Source organism: Roseovarius sp. W115, assembly GCF_032842945.2.
Taxonomy (GTDB): Bacteria; Pseudomonadota; Alphaproteobacteria; order Rhodobacterales; family Rhodobacteraceae; genus Roseovarius; species Roseovarius rhodophyticola.
Genome location: NZ_CP146606.1, coordinates 739,372 through 761,815, shown reverse-complemented (window position 1 = coordinate 761,815; position 22,444 = coordinate 739,372). Strand labels below are relative to the sequence as shown.

Annotated in this window: 22 protein-coding genes; 15 read left to right on the top strand and 7 right to left on the bottom strand. The window is 57.4% G+C overall.

What is annotated here, in order from left to right; genetic code table 11:
• Positions 1-32 precede the first annotated feature (32 nt).
• The 9 genes from RZS32_RS03855 (at position 33) to RZS32_RS03815 (ending at position 9,706) form a co-directional block, all read left to right on the top strand.
• A complete protein-coding gene (locus RZS32_RS03855) occupies positions 33-1,643 on the top strand; it encodes a glutamate synthase-related protein (protein ID WP_317055712.1) in 1,611 nt (536 codons plus the stop codon).
• A complete protein-coding gene (locus tag RZS32_RS03850; RefSeq protein ID WP_317055711.1) occupies positions 1,640-2,005 on the top strand; it encodes a hypothetical protein in 366 nt (121 codons plus the stop codon). The genes RZS32_RS03855 and RZS32_RS03850 overlap by 4 nt, the downstream gene beginning before the upstream one ends.
• Positions 2,002-3,045, top strand: coding sequence for a Rieske 2Fe-2S domain-containing protein (locus RZS32_RS03845; RefSeq protein ID WP_317055710.1), 1,044 nt, complete (start codon positions 2,002-2,004; stop codon positions 3,043-3,045). Before RZS32_RS03850 ends, RZS32_RS03845 begins: the two co-directional genes overlap by 4 nt.
• Positions 3,045-3,809 carry a hypothetical protein gene (locus RZS32_RS03840; RefSeq protein ID WP_317055709.1) on the top strand — a complete coding sequence of 255 codons (765 nt, stop codon included), beginning with the start codon at positions 3,045-3,047 and terminating at the stop codon, positions 3,807-3,809. Before RZS32_RS03845 ends, RZS32_RS03840 begins: the two co-directional genes overlap by 1 nt.
• A complete protein-coding gene (locus RZS32_RS03835; RefSeq protein ID WP_317055708.1) occupies positions 3,806-4,075 on the top strand; it encodes a hypothetical protein in 270 nt (89 codons plus the stop codon). Before RZS32_RS03840 ends, RZS32_RS03835 begins: the two co-directional genes overlap by 4 nt.
• Positions 4,076-4,086: 11 nt before the next feature.
• A complete protein-coding gene (locus RZS32_RS03830) occupies positions 4,087-6,066 on the top strand; it encodes a thiamine pyrophosphate-dependent enzyme (protein WP_317055707.1) in 1,980 nt (659 codons plus the stop codon).
• Between the two features lie 172 nt (positions 6,067-6,238).
• Positions 6,239-6,892: a protein-L-isoaspartate O-methyltransferase family protein gene (locus tag RZS32_RS03825; RefSeq protein WP_317055706.1), complete on the top strand. Its 654-nt coding sequence runs from the start codon at positions 6,239-6,241 to the stop codon at positions 6,890-6,892.
• Positions 6,893-6,918: 26 nt separating this feature from the next.
• Entirely contained in the window at positions 6,919-8,328 is a 1,410-nt protein-coding gene (locus RZS32_RS03820; RefSeq protein WP_317055705.1) for a TolC family outer membrane protein, read from the top strand.
• A gap of 76 nt (positions 8,329-8,404) precedes the next feature.
• Positions 8,405-9,706, top strand: coding sequence for a hypothetical protein (locus RZS32_RS03815; protein WP_317055704.1), 1,302 nt, complete (start codon positions 8,405-8,407; stop codon positions 9,704-9,706).
• On the opposite strand, the gene RZS32_RS03810 is transcribed toward RZS32_RS03815, so the two are convergent.
• Positions 9,697-11,157, bottom strand: a complete 1,461-nt coding sequence (locus RZS32_RS03810; RefSeq protein ID WP_317055703.1) for a cobyric acid synthase — start codon at positions 11,155-11,157, stop codon at positions 9,697-9,699. The two genes, RZS32_RS03815 and RZS32_RS03810, sit on opposite strands and share 10 nt — an antisense overlap.
• A gap of 58 nt (positions 11,158-11,215) precedes the next feature.
• Between RZS32_RS03810 and RZS32_RS03805 the strand changes: the two genes are divergently transcribed.
• A complete protein-coding gene (locus RZS32_RS03805) occupies positions 11,216-11,800 on the top strand; it encodes a cobalamin biosynthesis protein CobQ (protein WP_317055702.1) in 585 nt (194 codons plus the stop codon).
• Positions 11,801-11,863: 63 nt separating this feature from the next.
• Here RZS32_RS03805 and RZS32_RS03800 read toward each other — a convergent pair whose 3' ends face one another.
• Entirely contained in the window at positions 11,864-12,184 is a 321-nt protein-coding gene (locus RZS32_RS03800) for a DUF6280 family protein (RefSeq protein ID WP_317055701.1), read from the bottom strand.
• 218 nt (positions 12,185-12,402) lie between these two features.
• Here RZS32_RS03800 and efp point away from each other — a divergent pair, with 218 nt between their 5' ends.
• Positions 12,403-12,966 carry an elongation factor P gene (efp, locus tag RZS32_RS03795; RefSeq protein ID WP_317055700.1) on the top strand — a complete coding sequence of 188 codons (564 nt, stop codon included), beginning with the start codon at positions 12,403-12,405 and terminating at the stop codon, positions 12,964-12,966.
• A 75-nt stretch (positions 12,967-13,041) separates the two neighbouring features.
• On the opposite strand, the gene RZS32_RS03790 is transcribed toward efp, so the two are convergent.
• Complete coding sequence (locus tag RZS32_RS03790) at positions 13,042-13,785, bottom strand: YgfZ/GcvT domain-containing protein (protein WP_317055699.1); 744 nt, start codon at positions 13,783-13,785, stop codon at positions 13,042-13,044.
• Between the two features lie 67 nt (positions 13,786-13,852).
• On the opposite strand from RZS32_RS03790, the gene RZS32_RS03785 reads away from it, so the two are divergent.
• Entirely contained in the window at positions 13,853-14,524 is a 672-nt protein-coding gene (locus tag RZS32_RS03785) for a TIGR04283 family arsenosugar biosynthesis glycosyltransferase (protein WP_317055698.1), read from the top strand.
• A 3-nt stretch (positions 14,525-14,527) separates the two neighbouring features.
• Here the strand turns inward: RZS32_RS03785 and RZS32_RS03780 are convergent, their stop codons facing one another.
• Positions 14,528-15,211, bottom strand: coding sequence for a tyrosine-protein phosphatase (locus RZS32_RS03780; protein WP_317055697.1), 684 nt, complete (start codon positions 15,209-15,211; stop codon positions 14,528-14,530).
• Between the two features lie 133 nt (positions 15,212-15,344).
• On the opposite strand from RZS32_RS03780, the gene RZS32_RS03775 reads away from it, so the two are divergent.
• Positions 15,345-16,574: a pyridoxal-phosphate-dependent aminotransferase family protein gene (locus RZS32_RS03775; protein WP_317055696.1), complete on the top strand. Its 1,230-nt coding sequence runs from the start codon at positions 15,345-15,347 to the stop codon at positions 16,572-16,574.
• Here RZS32_RS03775 and RZS32_RS03770 read toward each other — a convergent pair.
• Complete coding sequence (locus RZS32_RS03770; RefSeq protein WP_317055695.1) at positions 16,546-16,725, bottom strand: hypothetical protein; 180 nt, start codon at positions 16,723-16,725, stop codon at positions 16,546-16,548. The genes RZS32_RS03775 and RZS32_RS03770 overlap by 29 nt on opposite strands.
• Positions 16,726-16,811: 86 nt before the next feature.
• A complete protein-coding gene (locus tag RZS32_RS03765; RefSeq protein WP_317055694.1) occupies positions 16,812-17,918 on the bottom strand; it encodes a pyridoxal phosphate-dependent aminotransferase in 1,107 nt (368 codons plus the stop codon).
• Positions 17,919-18,018: 100 nt separating this feature from the next.
• Here RZS32_RS03765 and RZS32_RS03760 point away from each other — a divergent pair, with 100 nt between their 5' ends.
• The gene (locus tag RZS32_RS03760) at positions 18,019-18,183 is read left to right on the top strand and encodes a Tat pathway signal protein (RefSeq protein WP_317055693.1); all 165 of its coding nucleotides are present in this window, start codon (positions 18,019-18,021) and stop codon (positions 18,181-18,183) included.
• A 60-nt stretch (positions 18,184-18,243) separates the two neighbouring features.
• A complete protein-coding gene (locus RZS32_RS03755; protein WP_317055692.1) occupies positions 18,244-19,032 on the top strand; it encodes a crotonase/enoyl-CoA hydratase family protein in 789 nt (262 codons plus the stop codon).
• Positions 19,033-19,184: 152 nt separating this feature from the next.
• Here RZS32_RS03755 and RZS32_RS03750 read toward each other — a convergent pair whose 3' ends face one another.
• Positions 19,185-22,334 (bottom strand): valine--tRNA ligase, encoded by a 3,150-nt coding sequence (locus RZS32_RS03750; protein ID WP_317055691.1) that lies wholly within the window; start codon positions 22,332-22,334, stop codon positions 19,185-19,187.
• Between the last annotated feature and the right edge of the window lie 110 nt (positions 22,335-22,444).

Here is a 22,444-nt window from a genome sequence, read left to right as displayed (position 1 = left end):
AACATCGCGACAAATCAAGCTAAGGGAATCGCATGAAAAAAGTCTCGGTCGCTAAGTTAGACACCCTGCCGGATCGCAAACCACAATACGCGCTGGTGGGTGAGGTAGACCTCGTGGTGGTGCGATTTGATGAGGAGGTGTCGGTGATGTATGGTCGCTGCCTGCATCGTGGGGCGCTCATGTCGGACGGTTTTGTGCAGGGTGACAACCTGATTTGCGGACTGCACTACTGGGATTACCGCCTCGACTCGGGCGTGTCGGAATATAACAACGCCGAAGTACTGCCAAAATTCACCTCCTGGACCGAAAATGGCGAGGTTTGGGTGGATGAGGATGAAATCAACGCCTGGGCCAAAGATCACCCCCAACCGTTTCAGCGCGATGAGTACTTAGGCCTTTATGCCGACACGAGCCACGGCACCGAAGAAGAGCCACATAATGCACTTGTGCAGCGCTACGCACGCGAAGGACTTTCCAAAACGGGCCACCACGGCGTGGTTGACAGCATGGGGGTGCCGCGGGCCGAACTGCCGGATTGGGATGACATTCAGATCATCACCGCGCAACTGCATCGTGCGCCGCTTCTGGACGACGATCCAGTAAGCACAGAAGTTGTGATCGGCCCGAATGCACAGAAGCCCTTAACACTTGATATCCCGCTCTTCGTCTCTGACATGAGCTTTGGCGCTTTGAGCGAGCCGGCCAAATTGGCGCTGGCGCGCGGGGCAGAGCTTGCCGGAACCGGGATTTGCTCAGGCGAGGGTGGCATGCTGCCCGAAGAGCAGGAAGCCAACAGCCGCTATTTCTATGAGCTGGCCTCCGCGCGGTTTGGCTTTGAGTGGGACAAGCTGGACCGGGTGCAAGCCTTTCATTTCAAAGGCGGGCAGGGGGCCAAAACCGGCACGGGCGGGCATCTTCCCGGAGCCAAGGTCAAAGGCAAGATCGCCGATGTGCGCGGCCTTGAGGAAGGGCAGGACGCGATCTCGCCTGCGCGCTTCCCGGAATGGACGGATCCCAGCCAGATCAAGGACTTCGCTGATCAGGTGCGCGACCGCACAGGCGGTATCCCGATCGGCTACAAGCTCAGCGCGCAGCATATTGAAAAGGACATAGATGCGGCCCTAGAGGTGGGCGTGGACTATATCATTCTCGATGGGCGCGGCGGTGGCACAGGGGCCGCTCCGCTTATCTTCCGTGACAATATTTCGGTGCCGACCATTCCGGCCTTGGCACGTGCGCGACGGCACCTTGACCGCCTTGAACGCGGGGATGTCAGCCTTGTCATCACAGGCGGGCTGCGCAAGCCGGTTGATTTTGTGAAAGCGATGGCGCTCGGTGCCGACGCCGTGGCGCTGTCCAACTCAGCCATGCAGGCGATCGGCTGCATCGCCATGCGTGCTTGTCACACCAATAACTGCCCGGTCGGCATCGCGACGCAAAAACCGCATCTTGTGAGCCGTCTGGTCATTGAGAAATCCGCGCGGCAGCTGGCCAATTTCTTTGAGGCTTCGGTAGAGTTGATGCAGGTGATGGCCCGGGCCTGTGGGCATGATCACCTCTCGAAGTTCAACGCAGATGATCTGACCACCTGGAAACGTGACATGGCGGACCTGTCGGGCGTGGCCTATGGAGGCGTGCAATGATGGCCGCGGGACTGGTGATTTTCGCGGAATACTGGCTCATGGTGGGTGCAGTTGTCGCGCTTTTCTTTCTAACCATAGGCATTGACCGGATCGACGAAGATGCACGCGGCGCTTACATCTTTCGCCCGCTTCTGGTGCCCGGTGTGCTCCTGATCTGGCCGATGGTCCTGTGGCGCTGGTACGCTCTGGAAACCGGGCGCGCGGATGAGGCCAAACGGTACAAGGCCGTGCGCGGCGCATATGGTTTTGTCGCCATCGGCATGGCCATCGCCATCGGTGTCATCATCGCCACCGGGTTGAGTATCAAACAAACCTGGCCCGCCCACATCGCCCCCGAACGTTTGTCGGAGGCGGGGCAATGAGCGTCAAGTACATCCCCGTTCAGTGGAACCCGAACAAGTGGATTTATGACGGTATCATGTTGGCCGGTGTGGCGGCATTCCTTTGGGTTTTCATCCATGTCACCCCTGAAATCCTCAGCCACGAGCGGCCAATCAACAGCCAGGTCCACAATGCCCGCGCCTTTGGGGCCTGCGCGTTTCTGATGTTGTCGATTATTCTGGCGATTGGACCTTTGGCAAAGCTCGACACACGCTTCATGCCGCTGCTCTACAATCGTCGCCATTTTGGAGTGATGACCGCTTTCGTCGCGACCGCCCATGCGGGATATATTCTCAATTGGTATTTCGCCTTTTCGTTCGTGCCCAAATGGGATGCGTTGATCCTGTCAAACACCAACTACGGCCAGCTTTTGGGCTTTCCCTTTGAAGCGCTGGGCGCGTTTGCTTTAGTGATTTTGTTGATCCTCGCCGCGACAAGTCACGACTTTTGGCTCAAGTTCCTTACCGCGCCTGTGTGGAAGCGCCTGCACTATCTAATTTACCTCGCATATGTTTCGGTTGTGGCGCATATCAGCCTTGGCATCCTGCAAGATCAACAAAGCCTCTTTTTGCCGGTGTTTTTTATTGTCACCGCGTTTCTCGTCGCACTGCTGCATGTCTGGGCTTATCTGGCGGAACGCAAAACGGGCGACCCGCTGGCCAGCGCTGAAGGCGACTGGATGCGCATCTGTCAGGCGGACGAGATCGACGAAGGTCGCGCACGCATCGCTCTTTTGCCGGATGGCAAGCGTGTGGCGGTGTTCAAGCATGAGGGAAAGCTTTCGGCGATCTCGAACGCCTGCGCGCATCAGAACGGCCCTTTGGGAGAAGGGCGCATCATTGATTGTCTGGTGACGTGCCCCTGGCATGGGTTTCAGTATCGCGTGACGGACGGACAATCACCCGCCCCCTTCACCGAGAAAATCCCAACTTACAATCTGCGTGTTCAGGACGGTGCGGTTCTGGTTGACCCCAAAGCCAATCCACCTGGCACACATGTCGATCCAGTTGAGGTATCATAATGGCCGACAACAAAGACAAACCGTTTTTCGTGGGCTACCTGACCGCCCCGGATGGGCTGAGAAGTTTCCTCATTGGGATTGGCATTGGACTGGTCTTGCTCATGGCGGGCGTGGGTCTTGGTATTGGTGCCACTCAGGATGATCCGGGCAATGGAGCGTTTCGCGGCGATTATGGCCGTCAGACCGTGACGGGTGTGATGGAGCTGACGCCTTACCCCGTGGTGCGTGTCACCCAAGGCAGCGAGCATGTGCCGGAGGGGCACACGCTCATGCTTTCGGCAGGAGGTAAGCAAAGTCTTATGAACCGGGTTCGGGATCTGGACGGGCAGCTTGTCACGGTATCTGGCACTATTCTCGACCGGGGTGAGTTGGACATGATGCAGGTGCGCGGTGGTCAAAATGGCATTTCCAGAGCGGAAGGCGACGCGCCTGAGATGGACAGCGAAGACTTGGGTCGTTGGCGCATTGCCGGCGAGATTTGCGATGGAAAGTGCCTGGCTGGGGCCATGCGCCCTGGCACAGGTATTGCGCATAAGGCTTGCGCCAACCTCTGTCTGATCGGGGATATCCCTCCGGTCTTTGTCAGCACGCAACCTGTTGAAGGCAGTGAGTTTCTGCTGGTCGTCGGACCGGATGGCACGATTTTCCCGAAATCCGCCTACGACCTTGTTGCGGCCTATATTTCGGTAGAGGGCAAGGTGGTGCGCCACGGCGATCTTCTGGTCTTCCACCTTGAGCCTGAAACGGCGGAGCTGATGCAATGATCCGGCGGCTCATCTGGACCGGGGTCGCGGGCATTGTGGGCTTGGGCCTGCTCTATATCTCCCGCTTTTGGGTGTTTCAGCTTTGGGGTCGTGAGGGGCTTTTCGGAATTGAGGCGCTGCGCCCCCAAGGTGGCCTTCTGGCGCGCTGGCTGCGCGGCACAGACTTTGCAGAATTTGAGTTGGTGATCTGGGTCGTCTTGAGCTTCCTGATCCTGACCATCCTGCAAAAACTCTATGATCTAACCAGTGGCGGCAGCCACGAGTGAAAGGAAAAAACATGGCCAATGAGGCACTTGACTGGATTTCTGTGGGCCGTGTGGAGGACTTGCCGGAAGGCCGAGTGAAAACGGTCACGGCGCGCACGACCTCGATTTGTCTTGTGCATTTCGATGGGCAATGGGCGGCGATGGACAATCGTTGTCCGCACCAAAACGGACCGTTGGGGGAAGGGTCCATCGAGAAAGGCGTGGATGACCAGTGCTGGGTGCGTTGCCCCTGGCACGGATGGGATTTTGACCCGCTGACGGGCAAGCCGCCCGGCGGGCATGAAGACACCGGGCAAAAGATGTTCCCGATTGATTTGCGTGATGGCGAAATTTTTGTGGGGCTGGAGCCAGAACCAGAAGCACCGCGCACAATCAGCGATGCGATGGTCGAGACATTCGTGAACTGGGGGCTGAAGTCGGTTTTCGGCATGGTGGGACATTCCAACCTTGGCCTCGCTGAAGCCATTCGCCTGAAAGTTGGCTCAAAGGACTTGAAGTACTATGGCATCCGCCACGAAGGGGCCGCCGCCTTTGCCGCCTCGGCCTATGGCAAACTTACGGGCATGCCCGCGGGATGTCTGACCATTGCAGGACCCGGGGCCACCAATCTTCTGACCGGCATGTGGGACGCCAAGGTGGATCGCGCCCCCGTGCTGGCGCTGACGGGGCAGGTGCAGACCCAGGTTCTTGGTCCCGGTGCATTTCAGGACATTGATCTGGCGTCTGCCTTTGCCGCTGTGTCGCGCTTTTCCCAACCGGTCTTGGGCGGGGCCAACGCCGTTGAGCTGGCCGCACTGGCCTGCAAAAATGCCATCATCAATCAAGATGTCGCGCATCTCATCTTCCCCGATGACGTGCAAACCGTGCCCTCCGACAAGCCTGCAAGCCACCCTCAAGGCCGTATCAGCCGCGTGGATGTGACACCATCTGCATCCGACCTGGAAGCTGCAACAGACAAGATAAATGCCGCCAAACGGCCCATAATCATTGTCGGCCACGGTGCCTTTGATGCGCGCGAAAAAATCATTGCATTGGCTGAGAAACTTGGTGCGCCGGTGCTGACCACGTTCAAGGCCAAAGGCCTGATCCCCGATGATCATCCAAACGCTGCGGGCGTTCTGGGCCGGTCAGGCACGCCCATTGCCAGCTGGTTCATGAATGAAACTGATCTTATCATAGCTCTGGGCGCAAGCTTTTCAAATCATTCAGGAATTGAGCCTTCCAAGCCGATCATTCAGGTCGACTATGACCGGATGCAATTAGGTAAATTCCACCCTGTTGACTTGCCCATTTGGGGTGAAGTTGGCGTCTTTTGCAACGTCATGACAGCACGGGCCAAACCGCATGCGCAGGCGGAAGATCAAGTAACAGAACTGGCCGACCGCTGGCGCATCTGGCGGGATGAAAAGACCACGCGTCTGTCAGAGGATCACGGCACCGGCCTGCATTCAGCGGCGGTGTTCAAGGCGCTTTCGGAACTTGCACCTGATGACGCAATCTTTGCTGTGGATGTGGGCAACAACACCTATTCCTTTGGCCGCTATCTGGAAACCAAGGGCACGCAACGCGTTCTTATGTCTGGCTATCTTGGCTCTATCGGCTTTGGTCTTCCCGCAGCATTGGGCGCCTGGGCGGCGACGCAGGATTTTGACGCCCTCAAAGGGCGCAAGGTCATTTCGATTTCCGGCGATGGAGGCTTTGGTCAGTACCCGATGGAGTTTACCACCGCTGTCAAATACGGCATGAACATCACCCATCTTCTGCTTCACAATGGTCAGCTTGGGAAGATCTCGAAAGAGCAACGCGCCGGCGAATGGCCCGTTTGGGAGACTGATCTTGTGAACCCGCCGTTTTCTGCCTTTGCCCGGCTTTGCGGCGGTGTCGGCGAAAAGGTGACCGAGGCGGATCAGATTGTGCTTGTGCTCAAAGAGGCTTTGTCTGCCAAAGGGCCAGCCCTTGTGGAGTTCATGACCGACGCGGAGTTGGTGTAGAACTGGCGGCCATTGATCGGTGACGCCCCAGCGTTCGTTCCTTAAGAATTAATCATTGTAAACAAACCATAGCTGGGGAATGCCACACCTCAGCTATCCAGATTGCCATTGTCGCAAGGGCTGCAATGTGTCAGAACACAACCCAAGTTGAACATGGTGCAGAGACCCGCCTATGACTGATTTCGCCACGCGCAGAACCATGATGGTAGACACGCAAATCCGCCCGTCGGATGTTACGAAGTTTCCCGTGATTGAGGCTATGTTGTCAGTCCCACGTGAGGCGTTCGTGCCAGATGCGCTGCGCGAGGCCGCATATGTGGGTGAAAACGTAGACCTTGGCGGCGGGCGCGTGATGTTGGAGCCGCGCACTCTGGCCAAGCTTCTGGATGCGCTCGATATTCAGAATGACGAGCTTGTGCTCGACCTTGGCGCGGGGCTTGGATATTCCTCCGCGGTCATCGCGCGCATGGCCGAAGCTGTTATCGCCGTGGAAGATGACGAAACCCGCGCAAGCGAGGCGCAGACGATCCTGTCCGATCAGGGCGCGGACAACGTTGTGCTGCACCAAGGCGCACTGACCGAAGGTGCATCAGAGCATGGACCTTATGACGTGATCGTGGTGCAGGGCGCGATCGAACACTTGCCGCAAACAATCGCGGATCAACTGAAAGAAGGGGGCCGCATCGGCTGCCTTTTTGCCGAACAGGCGCTGGGTGCTGTTCGGATTGGCTACAAGATTGACGGAGACATCAACTGGCGGTTTGCGTTCAATGCAGGTGCGCCTGTGCTAGCAGGTTTTGAACGCCACGCCGCTTTCACCTTGTGACAACGCGTTCACACGGGAGGCAGAGCATGAAACGAATGATAAAAGACTGGCTTAAATCAGCCAGCATCGGACTAGCGATATCACTTACAACGACTGGACTTGCCCGCGCCGAAACACTCGCGGAAACCTTGGTAAGTGCTTATGAAAATTCGGGTCTCCTAGACCAAAACCGGGCATTGCTGCGCGCCGCAGATGAAGATGCGGCTCAAATTCTGGCTGCTTTGCGCCCGATTATCAATTACAGCGCTGATTTCACGCGTTCTTTTGGACGTTCGGCCGCTGGCGTTTTCACCGGTACGACATCATCAAATACAGTCAATATTGGACTGTCGCTTCAACTTTTGTTGTTTGATGCCGGACAAACACGGTTTCAGCTTGAGGCCGCGAAAGAGTCCGTTTTGGCGACGCGAGAGGCATTGCGCAGTGTCGAGCAACAAGTCCTGTTGCGCGCTGTTGCAGCATTTCAAGATGTACGTCGCAACCAAGAATTTGTGGCTTTGAGAGATAACAACCTTCGGCTGTTACGACAGGAATTGCGCGCCGCACAAGACCGGTTTGAAGTCGGAGAAGTGACGCGGACAGATGTGGCACAAGCCGAAGCGCGCCTGGCAGCTGCACGCAGCGAGTTCGCTGCTGCAGAAGGTGACTTGACCCAGGCGATCGAAGAGTTTCGAGCCGCAGTCGGCCGCCTTCCCGGAAACCTGCAGCCACCTCGGAATTTGCCGAATCTGTCAGGAGACATTGATGAATCCGCTCAGATTGCCGTGCGGGCTCATCCGGATATCTTGCAAGCACGGCACGAAGTGTCAGCTGCTGAACTGAATGTCCTGGCTGCTGATGCAGAAACAAAACCGGATGTCAGCTTGTTTGGCAATCTTGGCGCAAGCGAGGACATCTCTGACAATGATTTCAGCCGAACAGGAAGCTTCGGCGTTCAGGTTACAGGCCCAATTTACCAAGGTGGCCTTATCAGCTCGCTTAAGCGCCAGGCTATGGCACAGCGCGATGCGACGCGCGGTAATCTTCATGAAGTGCGTCGCCGTATTGTTCAGGATGTTGGTGATGCCTATGCGATCTTGAGGGCCGCGCAGGCGCAACGCAGGTCCAGCCGCGAACAGGTGCGTGCCGCTGACGTGGCCTTCAGAGGCGTCCGCGAGGAGGCCACGTTAGGCGCAAGAACAACGCTTGATGTGCTTGATGCGGAACAGGAGTTACTGGACGCCCGCGCCAACATGATCGCTGCGGAAGCAGATGTCGTGGTTGCGGCCTACTCTGTTCTGGCCTCTCTGGGGCAGCTTACAGCCAAGGATCTGAACCTCGACGTACAGCTATATGATCCAGCGGCGTACTATAATCTTGTCAAAGACGCGCCGGTGCCGATCAGTCCTCAAGGCCAAAAGCTTGACCGTGTGTTGCGCGCCTTGGGCAAAGATTAAAATACGAATGGTTTGGGTTGTTGTGTGATTTTCCCGCTGAAGCTACACTGCGCTCAGGCAAGATTGGTAATTGAGCATGTCTGATCCCGTCTCCAATGCGGAAATCGAGGACGTTCTGTCCTCCATTCGTCGCCTCGTGTCCGTGGATCACCGCGGTGAAGCCGGGCTTGGTGTGAAAGTTGAGCGCCAGGATCAGGTGTCTCATGATGATCAGGACATTGAAAATGATGCGTCCGTGGATGATCAGGTCGACCCGGCGGACACGCCCGATGTCTCGGTTTACGCTGATGGGGATGATGCGCCTGAGGACACAGCCAAGGGTATTGAGCTTGGGACAACGGGTGTGAAACTCGTTTTGACACCGGCTTTGCGCGTGAATGAAGAGGGAGGCGAACAAGACCCCCCTGATGTAGACGCCGAAGATCAGGCAGAAGACAAAGCGCATTTCAGCTTTGAAGAGCCGCAACATGCAGAACACGATGCGGATGATCATGAAGAGCATGAGTGTCTGGGCGAGGGGGATGATCCTCTGAAAGCCCCTGAAGAAGGTTCGGACTTTGTGCGCCTGCGCCCTGAGGCGAAAAAGGATTGGGTCACCAGCGAAGAGAGCGAAGATGTCCTTCCCAAAGCACCTTTGGCCGAGGATGAGACATGGCCTGAGGATGAGTTGCACGATGACAGCCTGGACACTGAACTTGAAGTATTGTCCGAGGCTGACGAAGCTGAGGATTGGACCGAAGAAGACCTCGAAGATGACACGTCTTACGCCGAACCGGAGCAGCCCGACGCGCCTTTGGAAAGTGAGCTTGAAGCACGCATCGCCGAGGTAGAAGCCGCGGTTGCCGCACGGACTGAGCAATGGGACCCGGATTCCGCAGAGCAAGATGATTATGCCGGTGGTGAGGTAGCGCCTCTTCCTTGGGAAGACCATGGAGGAGACCCGGAATTCACCCCCGAAGAGCACGTAGAAGAAGTCAGCCCCGAAGAAGTCGAGGCGATTGAAGAAGCGGTTGTGCTCGATGAGCCGGTGGAACCGGCGGCAGACGCTTTTGCAGAGGCGATGAGCGAAGCGGCATCTATGCCAAGCGAAGAGCCAGCGCCGACATCGGAGCCATTGAACCTCGCTGACGTGGCTCTGACCGATGATGTCACCGAGATCGTGTCAGATGCCGTCACCGAAAGCGCCGCCGAAGCAGCGGCGGATGCGGCTTGGTTTTCCGAAGACACTGTCATCGACGAAGACACGTTGCGAGACTTGGTGAGCGAAATTGTGCGTCAGGAGTTGCAAGGCGCGCTTGGCGAGCGCATCACGCGCAATGTGCGCAAACTGGTCCGCCGCGAAATTCATCGCGCGATGATGGGTCAGGACTACGACTGAATCTTTGGCGTTTCAGCCAGATTTAGCAGCAAATCCAAATCCATATGCTTTTCCAGATGATCCGCAAGCGCATCTAACGTTGCGTCAACCCGGTTGTCGAACTGAAGGTCGGATACCCCGCCTAATTCGCACAGATACGCTGCACGAAACGCGTCCGAGGCAAACAGCCCATGCAGATAACATCCCCGCACACGCCCATCTGGTGATGCCGCACCTTCGGGGCGATGTCCGACGCTGAGCCAGGCACGCGTTGTATCGGGACCCTCGGTTTTGCCAATGTGGATTTCATAGCCTTCCACGCTGTCACCCGTTGCCTGATAAGTTGCCTGTGTCAGTGCGAGCCGTTTCTCAGGGTGCATCACGGTTGTGACATCCAGATGCCCCAGCCCTTTTACCGTCCCAGGCGCCCCTTCGATGCCTTCGGAGTCTGCGATTTCGCGTCCAAGCATCTGATAGCCGCCGCAAATACCCAGAACATGCCCGCCGCGTCGGATATGCGCCTCAAGGTCCACATCCCACCCATTGGCGCGAAAGTCAGCCAGATCGCCAATGGTGGATTTGCTGCCTGGGATCAGGACAAGGTCGGCATTGCCCGGCAAGGGCCGGCCCGGCTCGATAATTTCCACGTTGACGTCAGGTTCCGATGAGAGCGGGTCGAGATCATCAAAGTTGGCGATCCGGCTTAGTCTTGGCACAACCACGCGCAGCGTGCCGCCCTTTGAAGATCCTATGTCCATGACGTCTTCGGCAGGCAGGCGCCAGGCATCCGCAAACCATGGGATTACGCCAAGCGAAGGCCAACCGGTCCGCGCGGCAATCTCACTCAGACCCTCGTCAAATAGCCGGACATCTCCCCGGAACTTGTTGACGGCAAACGCCTTGATCCGGTCCGCGTCGTCTTCGGGCAAAATAACCTGCGTGCCCACAAGCTGGGCAATGACACCGCCCCGGTCAATGTCACCCACCAGCACAACAGGCACGCCAGCGGCCTCAGCAAAGCCCATATTGGCAATATCCCCGGCGCGCAGATTGATCTCAGCCGGGCTGCCGGCTCCCTCTACCAGAACAAGATCAGCTGTGTCGCAAAGCCGCGTGAAGCTTTCCAGAACCGGCGGCAGGAGTTTATGCTTTACCTTGCCGTAGTCGCGTGCGCGTAACGTATCGAAACGCTGACCTTGGACCACCACTTGTGCACCGATCTCTGACTCAGGCTTCAACAAAACGGGGTTCATATCCGTATGTGCATCCCGCCCACAGGCCCGCGCCTGCAAAGCCTGCGCACGCCCAATCTCACCGCCATCCACGGTCACAGCGGCATTGTTGGACATGTTCTGCGGTTTGAACGGGGCCACCGACAGACCGCGGCGTGTATATGCGCGCGCCAGCCCAGCCACGACCATCGACTTGCCCACGTTTGAGCCTGCCCCCTGAATCATGATGGACTGCGCCATGGCCTGACCTCATAGTACCCGCATAACAGGTATAACTCGTGCCCCATCTTGGAAAGCCATGAACACGCCCGCCCATGTGATTTTTGCGACCGCCGCTTTTGCGCGCCCCTTTGACCGAAAGCGCACTTTTGCGGCTATGGCCGGGGCGCTGGCACCGGATTTGTCGCTCTATTTGATGGCCGCGACTTCGCTATACATTCTCGGGCTGAGCCCCAACTATGTTTTCAACACGCTCTATTTTTCGGATGCCTGGCAGCAGGTGTTCAAGGTCGACAATTCTTTCCTCGTTTGGGGCGCGGGGTTTGCCCTGGCTTGGTGGTATCAAGCGCGCAATGGCATGGTCTTTGCCGCGTCCGGGCTTATGCATCTGGCCTTGGATTTTCCGCTGCACCACGATGATGGACGTCCGCATTTCTGGCCCATCAGCGACTGGGTCTTTCAAAGCCCGGTCAGCTATTGGGACCGCGCACATCACGCCACTATCGTGGGTCCGATCGAAATGGCGCTGTCTGCACTCTTCTGCGTGATCCTGATGCTGCGGTTCACCAGCCTGCGTTCGCGTCTTTTGATCGGCGCTTTGGCGATTTTACAGCTCTTTCCGGTCTTTATCTGGATGTTTATCTTCGCCAGCGATGCGGTCTGAACAAAGCAAAAAGCCCTGCCAGAACTGACAGGGCCTTTTGAGCAGCAAAATGTTCGGAAAAGCCTACGCAGCTTCCGCCTGTGCAGCCGCATTGCGGCGTTCGCTCTCTTCACGAGACAGCGCTACAGACGTACGGACACCCTTGGAGACGAACTCCATCAGGCCGGAGACCACGCGCTCATTGGGGTCGATCCCCGCGCATGACAAAACCTCCCGTCCGTCGCGCGAACGCGCCCAACGAGCGATCTGTTCCGGGCCATTGCCGTACTTCTTGTCGTCTGCAATGGCATCATCCAGCGCAGCCAACACCACGGCTGCAAATAGTTTACGGGCGCGATTGCCTTGTTCGGCATTGAACGCGGAGCCGTCAACGAAATCTTTCATGTTTCGTCCTTGTTTTTCTTTATTATTGTCTTTTCGGCGTAGCGACGTTTATGGCGCGTTTTCTTCGATTCGGATAGCCCCTGAATGCATAACAGCCATGCATTTATCGCATGGCTTTCTGCAGGTGCAGCACGATATCTCGTCGTCTTGCCACCTGTCGCACAGCTAGATATAGGGAGGATCAAATATCGTTCAACCTTTTGTCATGGTTTTGCCCAATGCCCAAAATCAATGGAAATGAGATCCGCCCAGGCAATGTTCTGGAGCATAACGGCGCACTTTGGAGCGCTGTGAAAGTCGACCATGTCAAGCCCGGCAAGGGCGGCGCATTTGCCCAAGTCGAGATGCGCAATCTGCGCAATGGCTCTAAGTTGAACGAGCGTTTCAGAAGCGCGGACAAGGTCGAGCGCGTGCGCCTTGAGCAGAAAGATCAGCAGTTTCTCTACGAGAGCGACGGCATGCTTGTCTTCATGGATTCAGAGACTTACGAGCAAATCGAGCTGCCCGCCGAACTTTTGGGCGACCGCCGTCCGTTCCTTCAGGATGGCATGACCATCATTGTAGAGTTTTACGAAAGCGAAGCGCTCAACGCCACTTTGCCACAAAAGGTAACCTGCCGCGTGGTTGAGACCGAACCGGTCGTCAAAGGCCAAACAGCGGCCAACAGCTTCAAACCTGCGATCCTCGACAATGGCGTCAAAGTCATGGTGCCGCCTTTCGTCGGGCAGGACGAAGATATCATCGTTAACACCGAGACCATGGAATATTCCGAACGCGCCTGATCTTGTGGTCTAATGCTGCTCTAACAAGCGACTGTCAGGCACGAATATCGTCGGCGGAGGACCGCTTACGCGACGTCATTCAGCTATGGAAATTGGATAGCTGACCGTCGCGCCTCCTGCGATCATCGACTCAGTTGCTCGATCAAACCGCAAATACGCAATCCCATGCGCCCCTGATTGCGTGAAAAGCGTTCCAGCCGCTTTGCCATTCGCGGCGATTTCGGTGCCAACCGGCGCTTCACCCGAAACGCCGACCCGAGCCAATCCTTTGCGCAGCTCGGTCTTGTGTTTCATCCGAGCGGTCACTTCCTGACCAACATAACAGCCTTTGCGAAAATCCACGCCGTTCAGGCGCTCAAAACCGGCCTCGAGGATATAGGTGTCCGGCGTCAGCTCAACGCCCGTCTCCGGAATACAATGCGCCACCCGGATGGCATCAAAATCGGTGCCGTCATCACCGCTACTTTTACCGTAAGATCGCCAGCCCATAGCGTCATGGCGTGGATCAGCGAAGGCTCCTTTTGGCATGTCGCCCGTTCCGCGCGTGACCTGCAAACCCGTTTCCTCAATCGCCACATCGGCGCGCAGCTTGTACATGTTGAGCCTCTGCGCCAACCCTGCTGCAATCGACACGTCCACATCCAACAGCACGGCCTCCTTTTCTGGCACCAAAAAGAAGTCAGCGAGGTACTTGCCCTGTGGCGTTAAAATCGCTGCATACACCAGCCCCTGATCCAGCTTGGCGATGTCATTGGTGATCAAGCCTTGCAGAAAGCTCAGCCTGTCGGCACCACTGATCCGGTAAATGCTGCGTGTCATAGGCTCTCTCTCATTGATCCTTTCGTGACATATAGGCAGAAAGACGACGTGTAACAGAGGAATTCTCATGCGCGCCAAGCTCTCGGTCATCATTCCGACTCTGAACGCTGCATCAGGGCTTGAGCGATCTGTGCCATCTCTCGCTGAGGGCTTGCAGGCAGGGCTGATCCGTGGGCTCATTCTATCTGATGGCGGATCTGATGATGCAACGAAACAGATTGCAGATGCGGCAGGAGCTGTTTTCCTGACCGGTCCGGCCTCTCGCGGCGGCCAGCTGCGCCGCGGGGCTGAAGTGGCGGAAGGGGAGTGGCTTCTCTTTCTGCATGCCGATAGCGTTTTGCCTGCTGGTTGGTCAGATGCCGTTGTTGCACACATTCCTTCAGGCAGACCCGCAGCCTTTCAACTGAAATTCGATGGCGTTGGTCTGATGCCCAAGCTGGTGGCTGGATGGGCCAATCTACGCAGTCACATGTTTTCTTTGCCCTATGGTGATCAGGGTCTTTTGGTGTCGCGCAAAGACTATGACATGGCAGGCGGCTTTGCAGACATTCCGCTTATGGAAGATGTCGCTATGACCCGTGCTTTGCAAAAGCGGATCACGCTCTTGCCGCTGGCCGTCACCACGAGCGCTGAACGCTACGAGCGTGATGGCTGGCTGCGGCGGGGCAGGCGTAATTTGGGTTTGCTGCTGAGGTACTTATGCGGTGCCAACCCTAAAAACCTGGCGCGCCGCTACTAAATCTCAGAACCAAGGCTTATACTTGGCCTGGAAATCCGCCTGCATGGCCAGATGGTCGTATTCTGTGCGCAACCAATCCTCAAACCCAATAGGGTCTTTGCTGTTACGTTCCTCATAAACCTTTAGAATATGGTCCAGTACGCCGGTCTTTGACTGTTTGATGTGCAGGTACTTGAAACCCAGCATCTTGCGCGCCTCTTCCATGGGGCGCCCTTCAATCAAAAGAAGATAGAGTGCCGAGGCAAAACCGGCGCGGTCTGACCCTGACTTGCAATGCATGACGAAGGGTTTTTCGATCGTACGAAAATGCCCGATCAATTCCAGAATATCCTTCGCTGGCGGCGCATGCCGCGCCTGCATGCTGACCGAAGTCAGTTGCAATCCAATCTCGCGGCAGGTCTCTTCTTCCACGAGGTAGTGCGCAGATGGGTAACTGCCGCGCAGGTTCAAAATTGACTTGATGCCATCAGCTTTCATTTGTTCAAAACGCTTACGCGTTGGGTGGTTCGAGCGATACACCCCCGGTGCGATTTGATAAAAGTTTGTGTAAACACCGCGCAGGATCGCGTGATCAAACCACAGGTTATAAATCTGGGCGCGCCTGCGGTTTTCAGGTGTGGACAGATCCGTGTTATAGGAGGCGCGCAAATTGGCCTCCCAATCAGATATGCGTTTGAAAAGCTTCACGTGATTGTGTCCCACCGAATTCGTCGGACCCATTTAGGGTGCATGGCACGCAAGCACAAGCTAAGAGCACTGCAGAATTGACGGCAGAGAGCATCACGGTAGTCTTGTGGGCGGCATATCAAGGAGTAAATCGATGAGCGGTGCGGGCGGACGACACTATCTTGCAATTCCCGGACCGTCGATCATGCCGGACCGCGTGCTCCAGGCGATGCACCGCCCGGCCCCCGATATCTATTCCGGTGCCTTGGTTGACTCGATCCCACCGCTTGTCGATGACCTGCGCGCTGTGGCCCGCACCAAGGGCGAGGCGGCCATCTATATCGGCAACGGCCATGCGGGCTGGGAAGCCGCGATGGCCAATACGTTGCAGCCCGGCGACAAGGTGCTTTTCCTGGCAACAGGGCGGTTTGCCTATTCATGGTCCGAGATGGCAGAAGGGCTAGGGGTCGCATTCGACGTACTTGATTTCGGGCGGCAAACCCCCGTCGATCCCAATCAGGTCGAGGCCGCGCTAAGAGCGGATAAATCCCGTGACATCAAAGCGGTTATGGTGTGCCACGTGGATACCTCTACATCCGTTCGCAATGACATACCCGCCATTCGCGCCGCCATGGATGCCGCCGACCATCCGGCTTTGCTCTTTGCCGATTGCATTGCGTCGCTGGCCTGCGACCGGTTTGAAATGGACGCTTGGGGCGTTGATGTGACAATGGCTGCCAGCCAAAAAGGTCTGATGACGCCACCGGGACTGGCCTTTGTCTTTTTCAGCGAAAAGGCGGCTCAAGCACGCACCCGGATCGACCGGGTAAGCCGGTATTGGGACTGGGTGCCACGGGCGCGGCCTGAGATGTTTTACCAGTACTTTATGGGCACCACCCCGACACACCACGTCTTTGGGCTGCGCGCCGCACTCGATATGATTGCCGAAGAGGGGCTTGAAGCAATCTGGGCGCGACATGAGCGGCTGGCCCGGGCCATATGGGCGGCCTGTGACATTTGGGCTCAGGACGGCCCCCTTCGCCTCAACATCGCCAATCGCGACCATCGCAGCCGGGCAGTTACGTCGCTTTCGCTGGATGGGCAAAATGGCACGCGCCTGCGACAGTGGCTTGAGTCCGAAATGGGGCTGACCTTGGGCATTGGGCTTGGCATGGAAACGCCGGATGACCCCGGATCAGACAGGGCATTTCGCATTGGTCACATGGGGCATGTGAACGGTCAGGCGGTTCTAGGTGTACTCGGTGCCATGGAAGCCGGTCTTAAGTCGTTGGGCATCCCGCATGGTGTTGGCGCCATTGACGCAGCCGCCCGTGAACTGGCCAAAGGTTCAATGGCTATGCCCGGCGCAAAAGCAGCCGAGTGATCGCCCAGTTGATCAGCCATCCCGCCGCCAGCACGATGTGAAAGCCGAAGACGGCCCAAAGGACGATGAAGATCCAGATCAAGTTAACAGCCCCCATCACAAGGGCGGCATTGGTGTAATTGGGAGCTTCTGACACTTCACGATCACGCATGATTAAAACACTAACGCAGCTTTCGAAATTTTCAGGTAAAATTTCTGCGTTCGGCGTATTTTTTCCAATTTCCCGATTAGATCGGTCTATCCGCGCGCAATCTGAAGCGCTTTGGGAAGGGTCTTTTCCAAAAGCTCCATATCCGCTTTCGGGCCGCAGCTAATGCGAATGCATCTATCTTGTGGTGCGACAAATGGCATGCGAACAAACACGCCTTGCTCAACCAACGCGGCCAGCACGCGCCGGGCAAATGCGCCGTCCAGACCGCACTCCACCGCGACGAAATTTGTTGCCGATGGCAAGGCCAATAGTCCATTGCCGCTTGCGATTTCGCTGATCCGGTCCCGCGCTGCGGCCACATCCGCACAGGTCTTTGCCAGCCACTGGGCATCCTGCAAGGCCACCGGCGCACCGATCTGCGCCACCCGGTTCATCCCGAAATGATTGCGGATCTTGTCAAAGCTCTGAACCAACTCCGCAGCAGCCATGGCGTAGCCGACACGCGCCCCGGCCATACCGTAGGCTTTGGAAAAAGTACGCATGCGAATAACGCGGGGGTCGTCAATCGCAATGCTCGGTGCTGTACCTTCTGGCGCAAACTCCACATAGGCTTCATCCAGCACCAACAAACATCCGTCGGGCAGGTCATCCAGCGCGCGGGCAAGCGCCGGTCCTTCGTGCCAGGTGCCCATCGGATTATCCGGATTGGCGAGATACACAAGCTTCGCGCCAACGTCCTTCGCTTTGGTAAACAGAGCGAACGGGTCTTCGCGGTCATCGTTGTAGGGCACTTTGTGCAACACCCCACCAAACCCCGCCACATGGTAGTTGAACGTGGGATAAGCGCCATCCGATGTCACCACGGCATCACCTGGCCCGATCATGAGCCGCACGAGGTAGCCCAGAAGCCCGTCAATCCCTTCGCCCACAACGATATTTTCCATCCCGACACCGTGATGCACGGCCAGCGCTGCGCGTAAATCGTGGCTGGTTGGATCACCGTACATCCAGATATCACCGGTCGCGGCCTGCATTGCGGCAATGGCTTTGGGAGAGGGACCAAAGACATTCTCATTGGCCCCCAGCCGCGCGGCAAAGGGGGCACCACGGGCGCGTTCCTGCTGTTCGGGGCCGACAAACGGCACCGTGGCGGGCAGCGAGTCGACCAGTTTTGTGTAGCGTGGGCCAGTCATGACCTGCAGATAACGTTATCATCAGGGCGTAGGCAAGGCCTTGAAAACATGGCATTCGCACATAGATGAGAATCGTTCGCAAGTAAAAGGAGGGCAAGGTATGCCCAATCTCACGCGCCGCAGTTTTATCGCCGCCACCATTGCCGCCGGGGGCGTGCGCGCCGTGCCGATGATCGCCACGCGCACGGGTGGACGGCGCATTCTGACGCTGGTCTATGACAAAGGGCTTGGCATGATGCGCGCCGTGGAACGCGTTGTGCCCTGACGTCGCGCTGGTCAGCAGGCCACTCTTGCGCTTTCATGGGGATAACCAAGGAGGTTCCCCATGCCGCGTGTTTCTGTTGAAATTGAAGGTCATATTGCCCGGGTGACACTGACCCGGCCCGACAAGCGCAATGCCATGGACATCAAGATGGCCGAGGAAATTGTCGCGGCAGGGCAGGGGCTTAGCGCTCGCGATGACATCCGTGCCGTGGTGCTCGCGGGCGAAGGGCAGGCCTTTTGTGCCGGGCTTGACGTGATGAGCTTTGCCCAATTCGCCGCTCAGGATCCCGAGGCGTTCGTCATGCCGCGCACCCATGGCTCTGGCAACCTGTTTCAGGAGGTCGCCATGGTGTGGCGCAACCTGCCTGTACCTGTGATCGCGGCCCTGCACGGGGTGTGCTATGGCGCGGGGTTTCAGCTGGCGCTTGGGGCTGATATTCGGATTGCGGATCAAGAGGTTAAGCTGGCGATCATGGAGATGAAATGGGGGCTCATCCCGGATATGGGTGGCATGGTCCTTCTGTCCCGGCTGACGCGGTCGGATGTGATCCGACAAATGACCTACACGGCCGCACCGATTGAGGCGCAGAAGGCGCTGGACTGGGGTCTGGTGACAGAGGTTGCCGAAGATGTGCAGGCCCGTGCGATGGGGTTAGCCACTGAAATTGCGGGGAAATCCCCATCGGCAATTCGCGCGGCCAAGCGTCTGATTGGCTTTGCCGAAAGCGGCGCGGATGAGGAGGCTGTTCTTCTGTCCGAGAGCCGGGAACAGGCCGATCTCATCGGCAAACCGCATCAGATGGAGGTGATCGCCGCCAACATGGCCGGGCGTGCGCCAAAGTTCGAGTAAGGGCAAAACCCACGTCTGTATCACGTCGGTATCATGTCGGTATTGCGTCGGTATCACGTCGGTACGGATGTCGGTGTTCCTGAAATTGAAACGCCGCGCCTGAGGTGGGCGCGGCGTTTGTCTGAGTATTTCGGGAACGATGAAAGCGCAGGTCAGCCCAGCTCGTTCAACCGCTCAAGCGCGGCCTTCAGCTTGGCCTCTTCATCTTCCTTGATGGCAAGGTTTTCACGCGCCTCGTTGACCACCTCATCGGGCGCGCTTTCGACGAATTTCGGGTTGTTGAGCCGCCCCCGCAGCCCACCCAGTTCCTTGGCGAGCTTGCCCAGCGTTTTCTCCAGCCGCGCCTTTTCCTCGCCCACGTCGATCACATCGGCCAGAGGTAGGCCGAAACTCGCGCCCTCAGCCGCGATTGTGATGCAGCCTTTGGGGAAGGCGTCCACTTCGGTCAGACCCTCAATACGCGCCAGCCGCTGGATCATCACCTCATTGTTGGTCCAGGCGGCACGCGCCGCATCGGACATGCCTGTGACCACCAAAGGTGTCTTGAGGCCCACGGGCACATGCACCTGTGCGCGCGCTGAGCGGACGCTTTCAATCAGCGAAATGGCCCAGTTCATCTCGGCATCGGCCGCTGGATCAATCAGCTCGTCGCCATAGGTGGGCCAATCGGCGTGAATGAGCATTTTCTCGCGTTTTCCGAGGGTTCCCCAGAGTTCTTCCGTCACAAAAGGCATGATCGGGTGCAGCAGGATCAGGCATTGGTCAATGACCCAGGCCATGGTCTCTTGCGTCTCGGCCTTGGTCGCCGCATCGCCATCCATTAGCAGGGGTTTGGAGAATTCCACATACCAGTCACAGACTTTGCCCCAGACAAAACCATAGAGCGCATTGGCGGCGTCATTGAACCTGTACTGCGAAAGGGCAGAATCGACGACACCGCGAATTTTCGCAGTTTCGCCGAGAATCCAACGGTTTACCGTGGCTTTTGGCTGTGGGATTGCACCCGTGCTGCCAACCGCCTCATTCATTTCGGCGAAACGGGCGGCGTTCCAGAGCTTGGTGCCGAAATTCCGATATCCTGCAATACGTTGCGTGCTGAGCTTCAAGTCGCGTCCCATGGCGGCCATGGCGGTGAGCGTAAAGCGCACGGCGTCGGCGCCGTATTCATCAATCAGCTCAAGCGGGTCGAGGACATTGCCCAGGGATTTGGACATCTTCTTGCCCTTCTCATCGCGGACGAGGGCGTGGACATAAACGTCCTTGAAGGGCTTTTCGTCAACCACGGCGTATTGCATCATCATCATCCGGGCGACCCAGAAGAAGATGATGTCAAAGCCGGTGACGAGGACGGACGTGGGGAAGTATTTCTTCAGCTCATCGGTGTCTTCGGGCCAGCCCAGCGTGCCGATGGGCCAGAGGCCGGAGGAGAACCAGGTGTCGAGCACGTCGGGGTCTCTTTCGAGCAGTACTATGTTATTGGTGCCAGTCTCCCGAGTTGAAATGAACGTATCGTGATCTCGTTCGATAGTCCAAACCGTAGAGTTCCACATTGGTGTGATGTCATCCGGCGTCTCTAAGTCGACGGTAGCGGGACGTTCTTCGAGACTAAATTCCTCAACAAAGTCTCGTTCGTAATATGCACGAGCTTTGTCTGCAACTTCCTGAAAATTCGCACCGCAAAACGCCACACGCTCTGCAGACCTGTAGTCAATGCCATTGCCTACGTTTGGTATGCGTTTCGGCCCATACCAAACCGGAATCTGATGCCCCCACCACAGTTGGCGGGAGATGCACCACGGCTCGATGTTTTCCAGCCAGTTGAAATAGACCTTGCGGTCCTGCTCCGGCATGATGTTCACCTCGCCGGATTTCACCGCCTCGATGGCGGGGTCGACGATTTTGTCAGTATCCACAAACCACTGATCAGTGAGCATCGGCTCGATCACGACCTTGGAGCGGTCGCCGAAGGGCTGCATGATGGGTTTGTTTTCAACGAAGGGGATCATTTGCACGTCATCCCCGGCTTGACCGGGGATCTCTGCGTCAAGAGGTCCTCGGGTCGAGCTGGAGGGTGACGGTGCTTCGCCCTGAGCGGCAACCATCACGGCCAGACCTTCGCTGGTGATCTGCTCGACCACCCGCTTGCGCGCTTCAAACCGATCCAGCCCACGCAGATCATCGGGGATCAGGTTGACCGTATCGACCTCTGCCTCGCTGAGACTGCGCTCTCCCTTGGCCACGGCCATGGCAATCTCAGCCGCTTCCGCATAGGGCGCGCCATCGTCGCGCATGGCACCCTTGGTGTCCATCAAGCGGTACATCGGGATGCCGCCGCGTTTGGCAACCTCATAGTCGTTGAAGTCATGCGCGCCGGTGATCTTCACCGCACCGGAGCCAAAGTCGGGATCAGGGTATTCATCGGTGATGATCGGAATGAGGCGGCGGTGCTCTTTGGGGCCAACTGGAATTTCGCAGAGTTTTCCGACGATTGGCGCATAACGTTCATCGGATGGGTGAACCGCAACGGCCCCATCGCCCAGCATGGTCTCTGGCCGGGTTGTGGCGATGGAGATGTAGTCGCGGGTTTCCTCCAGCGTGATGGTGCCGTCCTCGTCCTTCTCGACATAGGTGTAGGTCGCGCCACCGGCGAGCGGGTATTTGAAGTGCCACATATGGCCCGCCACTTCGATATTCTCGACCTCAAGATCAGAGATGGCGGTCTCGAAATGCGGGTCCCAGTTGACCAGTCGCTTGCCGCGATAGATCAGGCCCTTGTTGTACATGTCGACAAAGACCTTGATCACTGCGTCGTGGAAATTGCCTTCCTCACCTTCGGGAGCAGAGGGCGCGCCGGACATGGTGAAGGCCTCGCGCGACCAATCACATGACGCGCCAAGCCGTTTGAGCTGTCCGATGATCGTGCCGCGCGATTTGATCTTCTGCTGCCAGACGCGTTTTTCGAAAGCTTCGCGGCCCATTTGAACGCGTGTGGGCTCCTGATGCTCCATCATGTCGCGTTCGGTCACCATCTGCGTGGCAATCCCTGCGTGATCGGTGCCCGGCTGCCAGAGCGTGTCAAAGCCGCGCATGCGGTGCCAGCGGATCAGGATGTCCTGCAGCGTGTTGTTAAACGCGTGGCCCATATGCAGCGAACCCGTCACATTGGGCGGTGGGATCATGATGGAAAACGGCTCGGCCCCCGGCTTGGCATTGGCCCCGGCCTTGAAAGCGCCGCTCTCTTCCCAGGCCTTTGACAGGCGTGGTTCGGCCTCGGCCGCATTGAATGTCTTGTCCATGCCCATGTCGCGGGACCTCGTGCTCGTCTTTTGCGTTGACGCTCGAATACCCAAATGGCCGGGCAAGGGGAAGAGGCTGGCACGGGTATTTGGAACAAGAAAGAAGCAGCCCACGC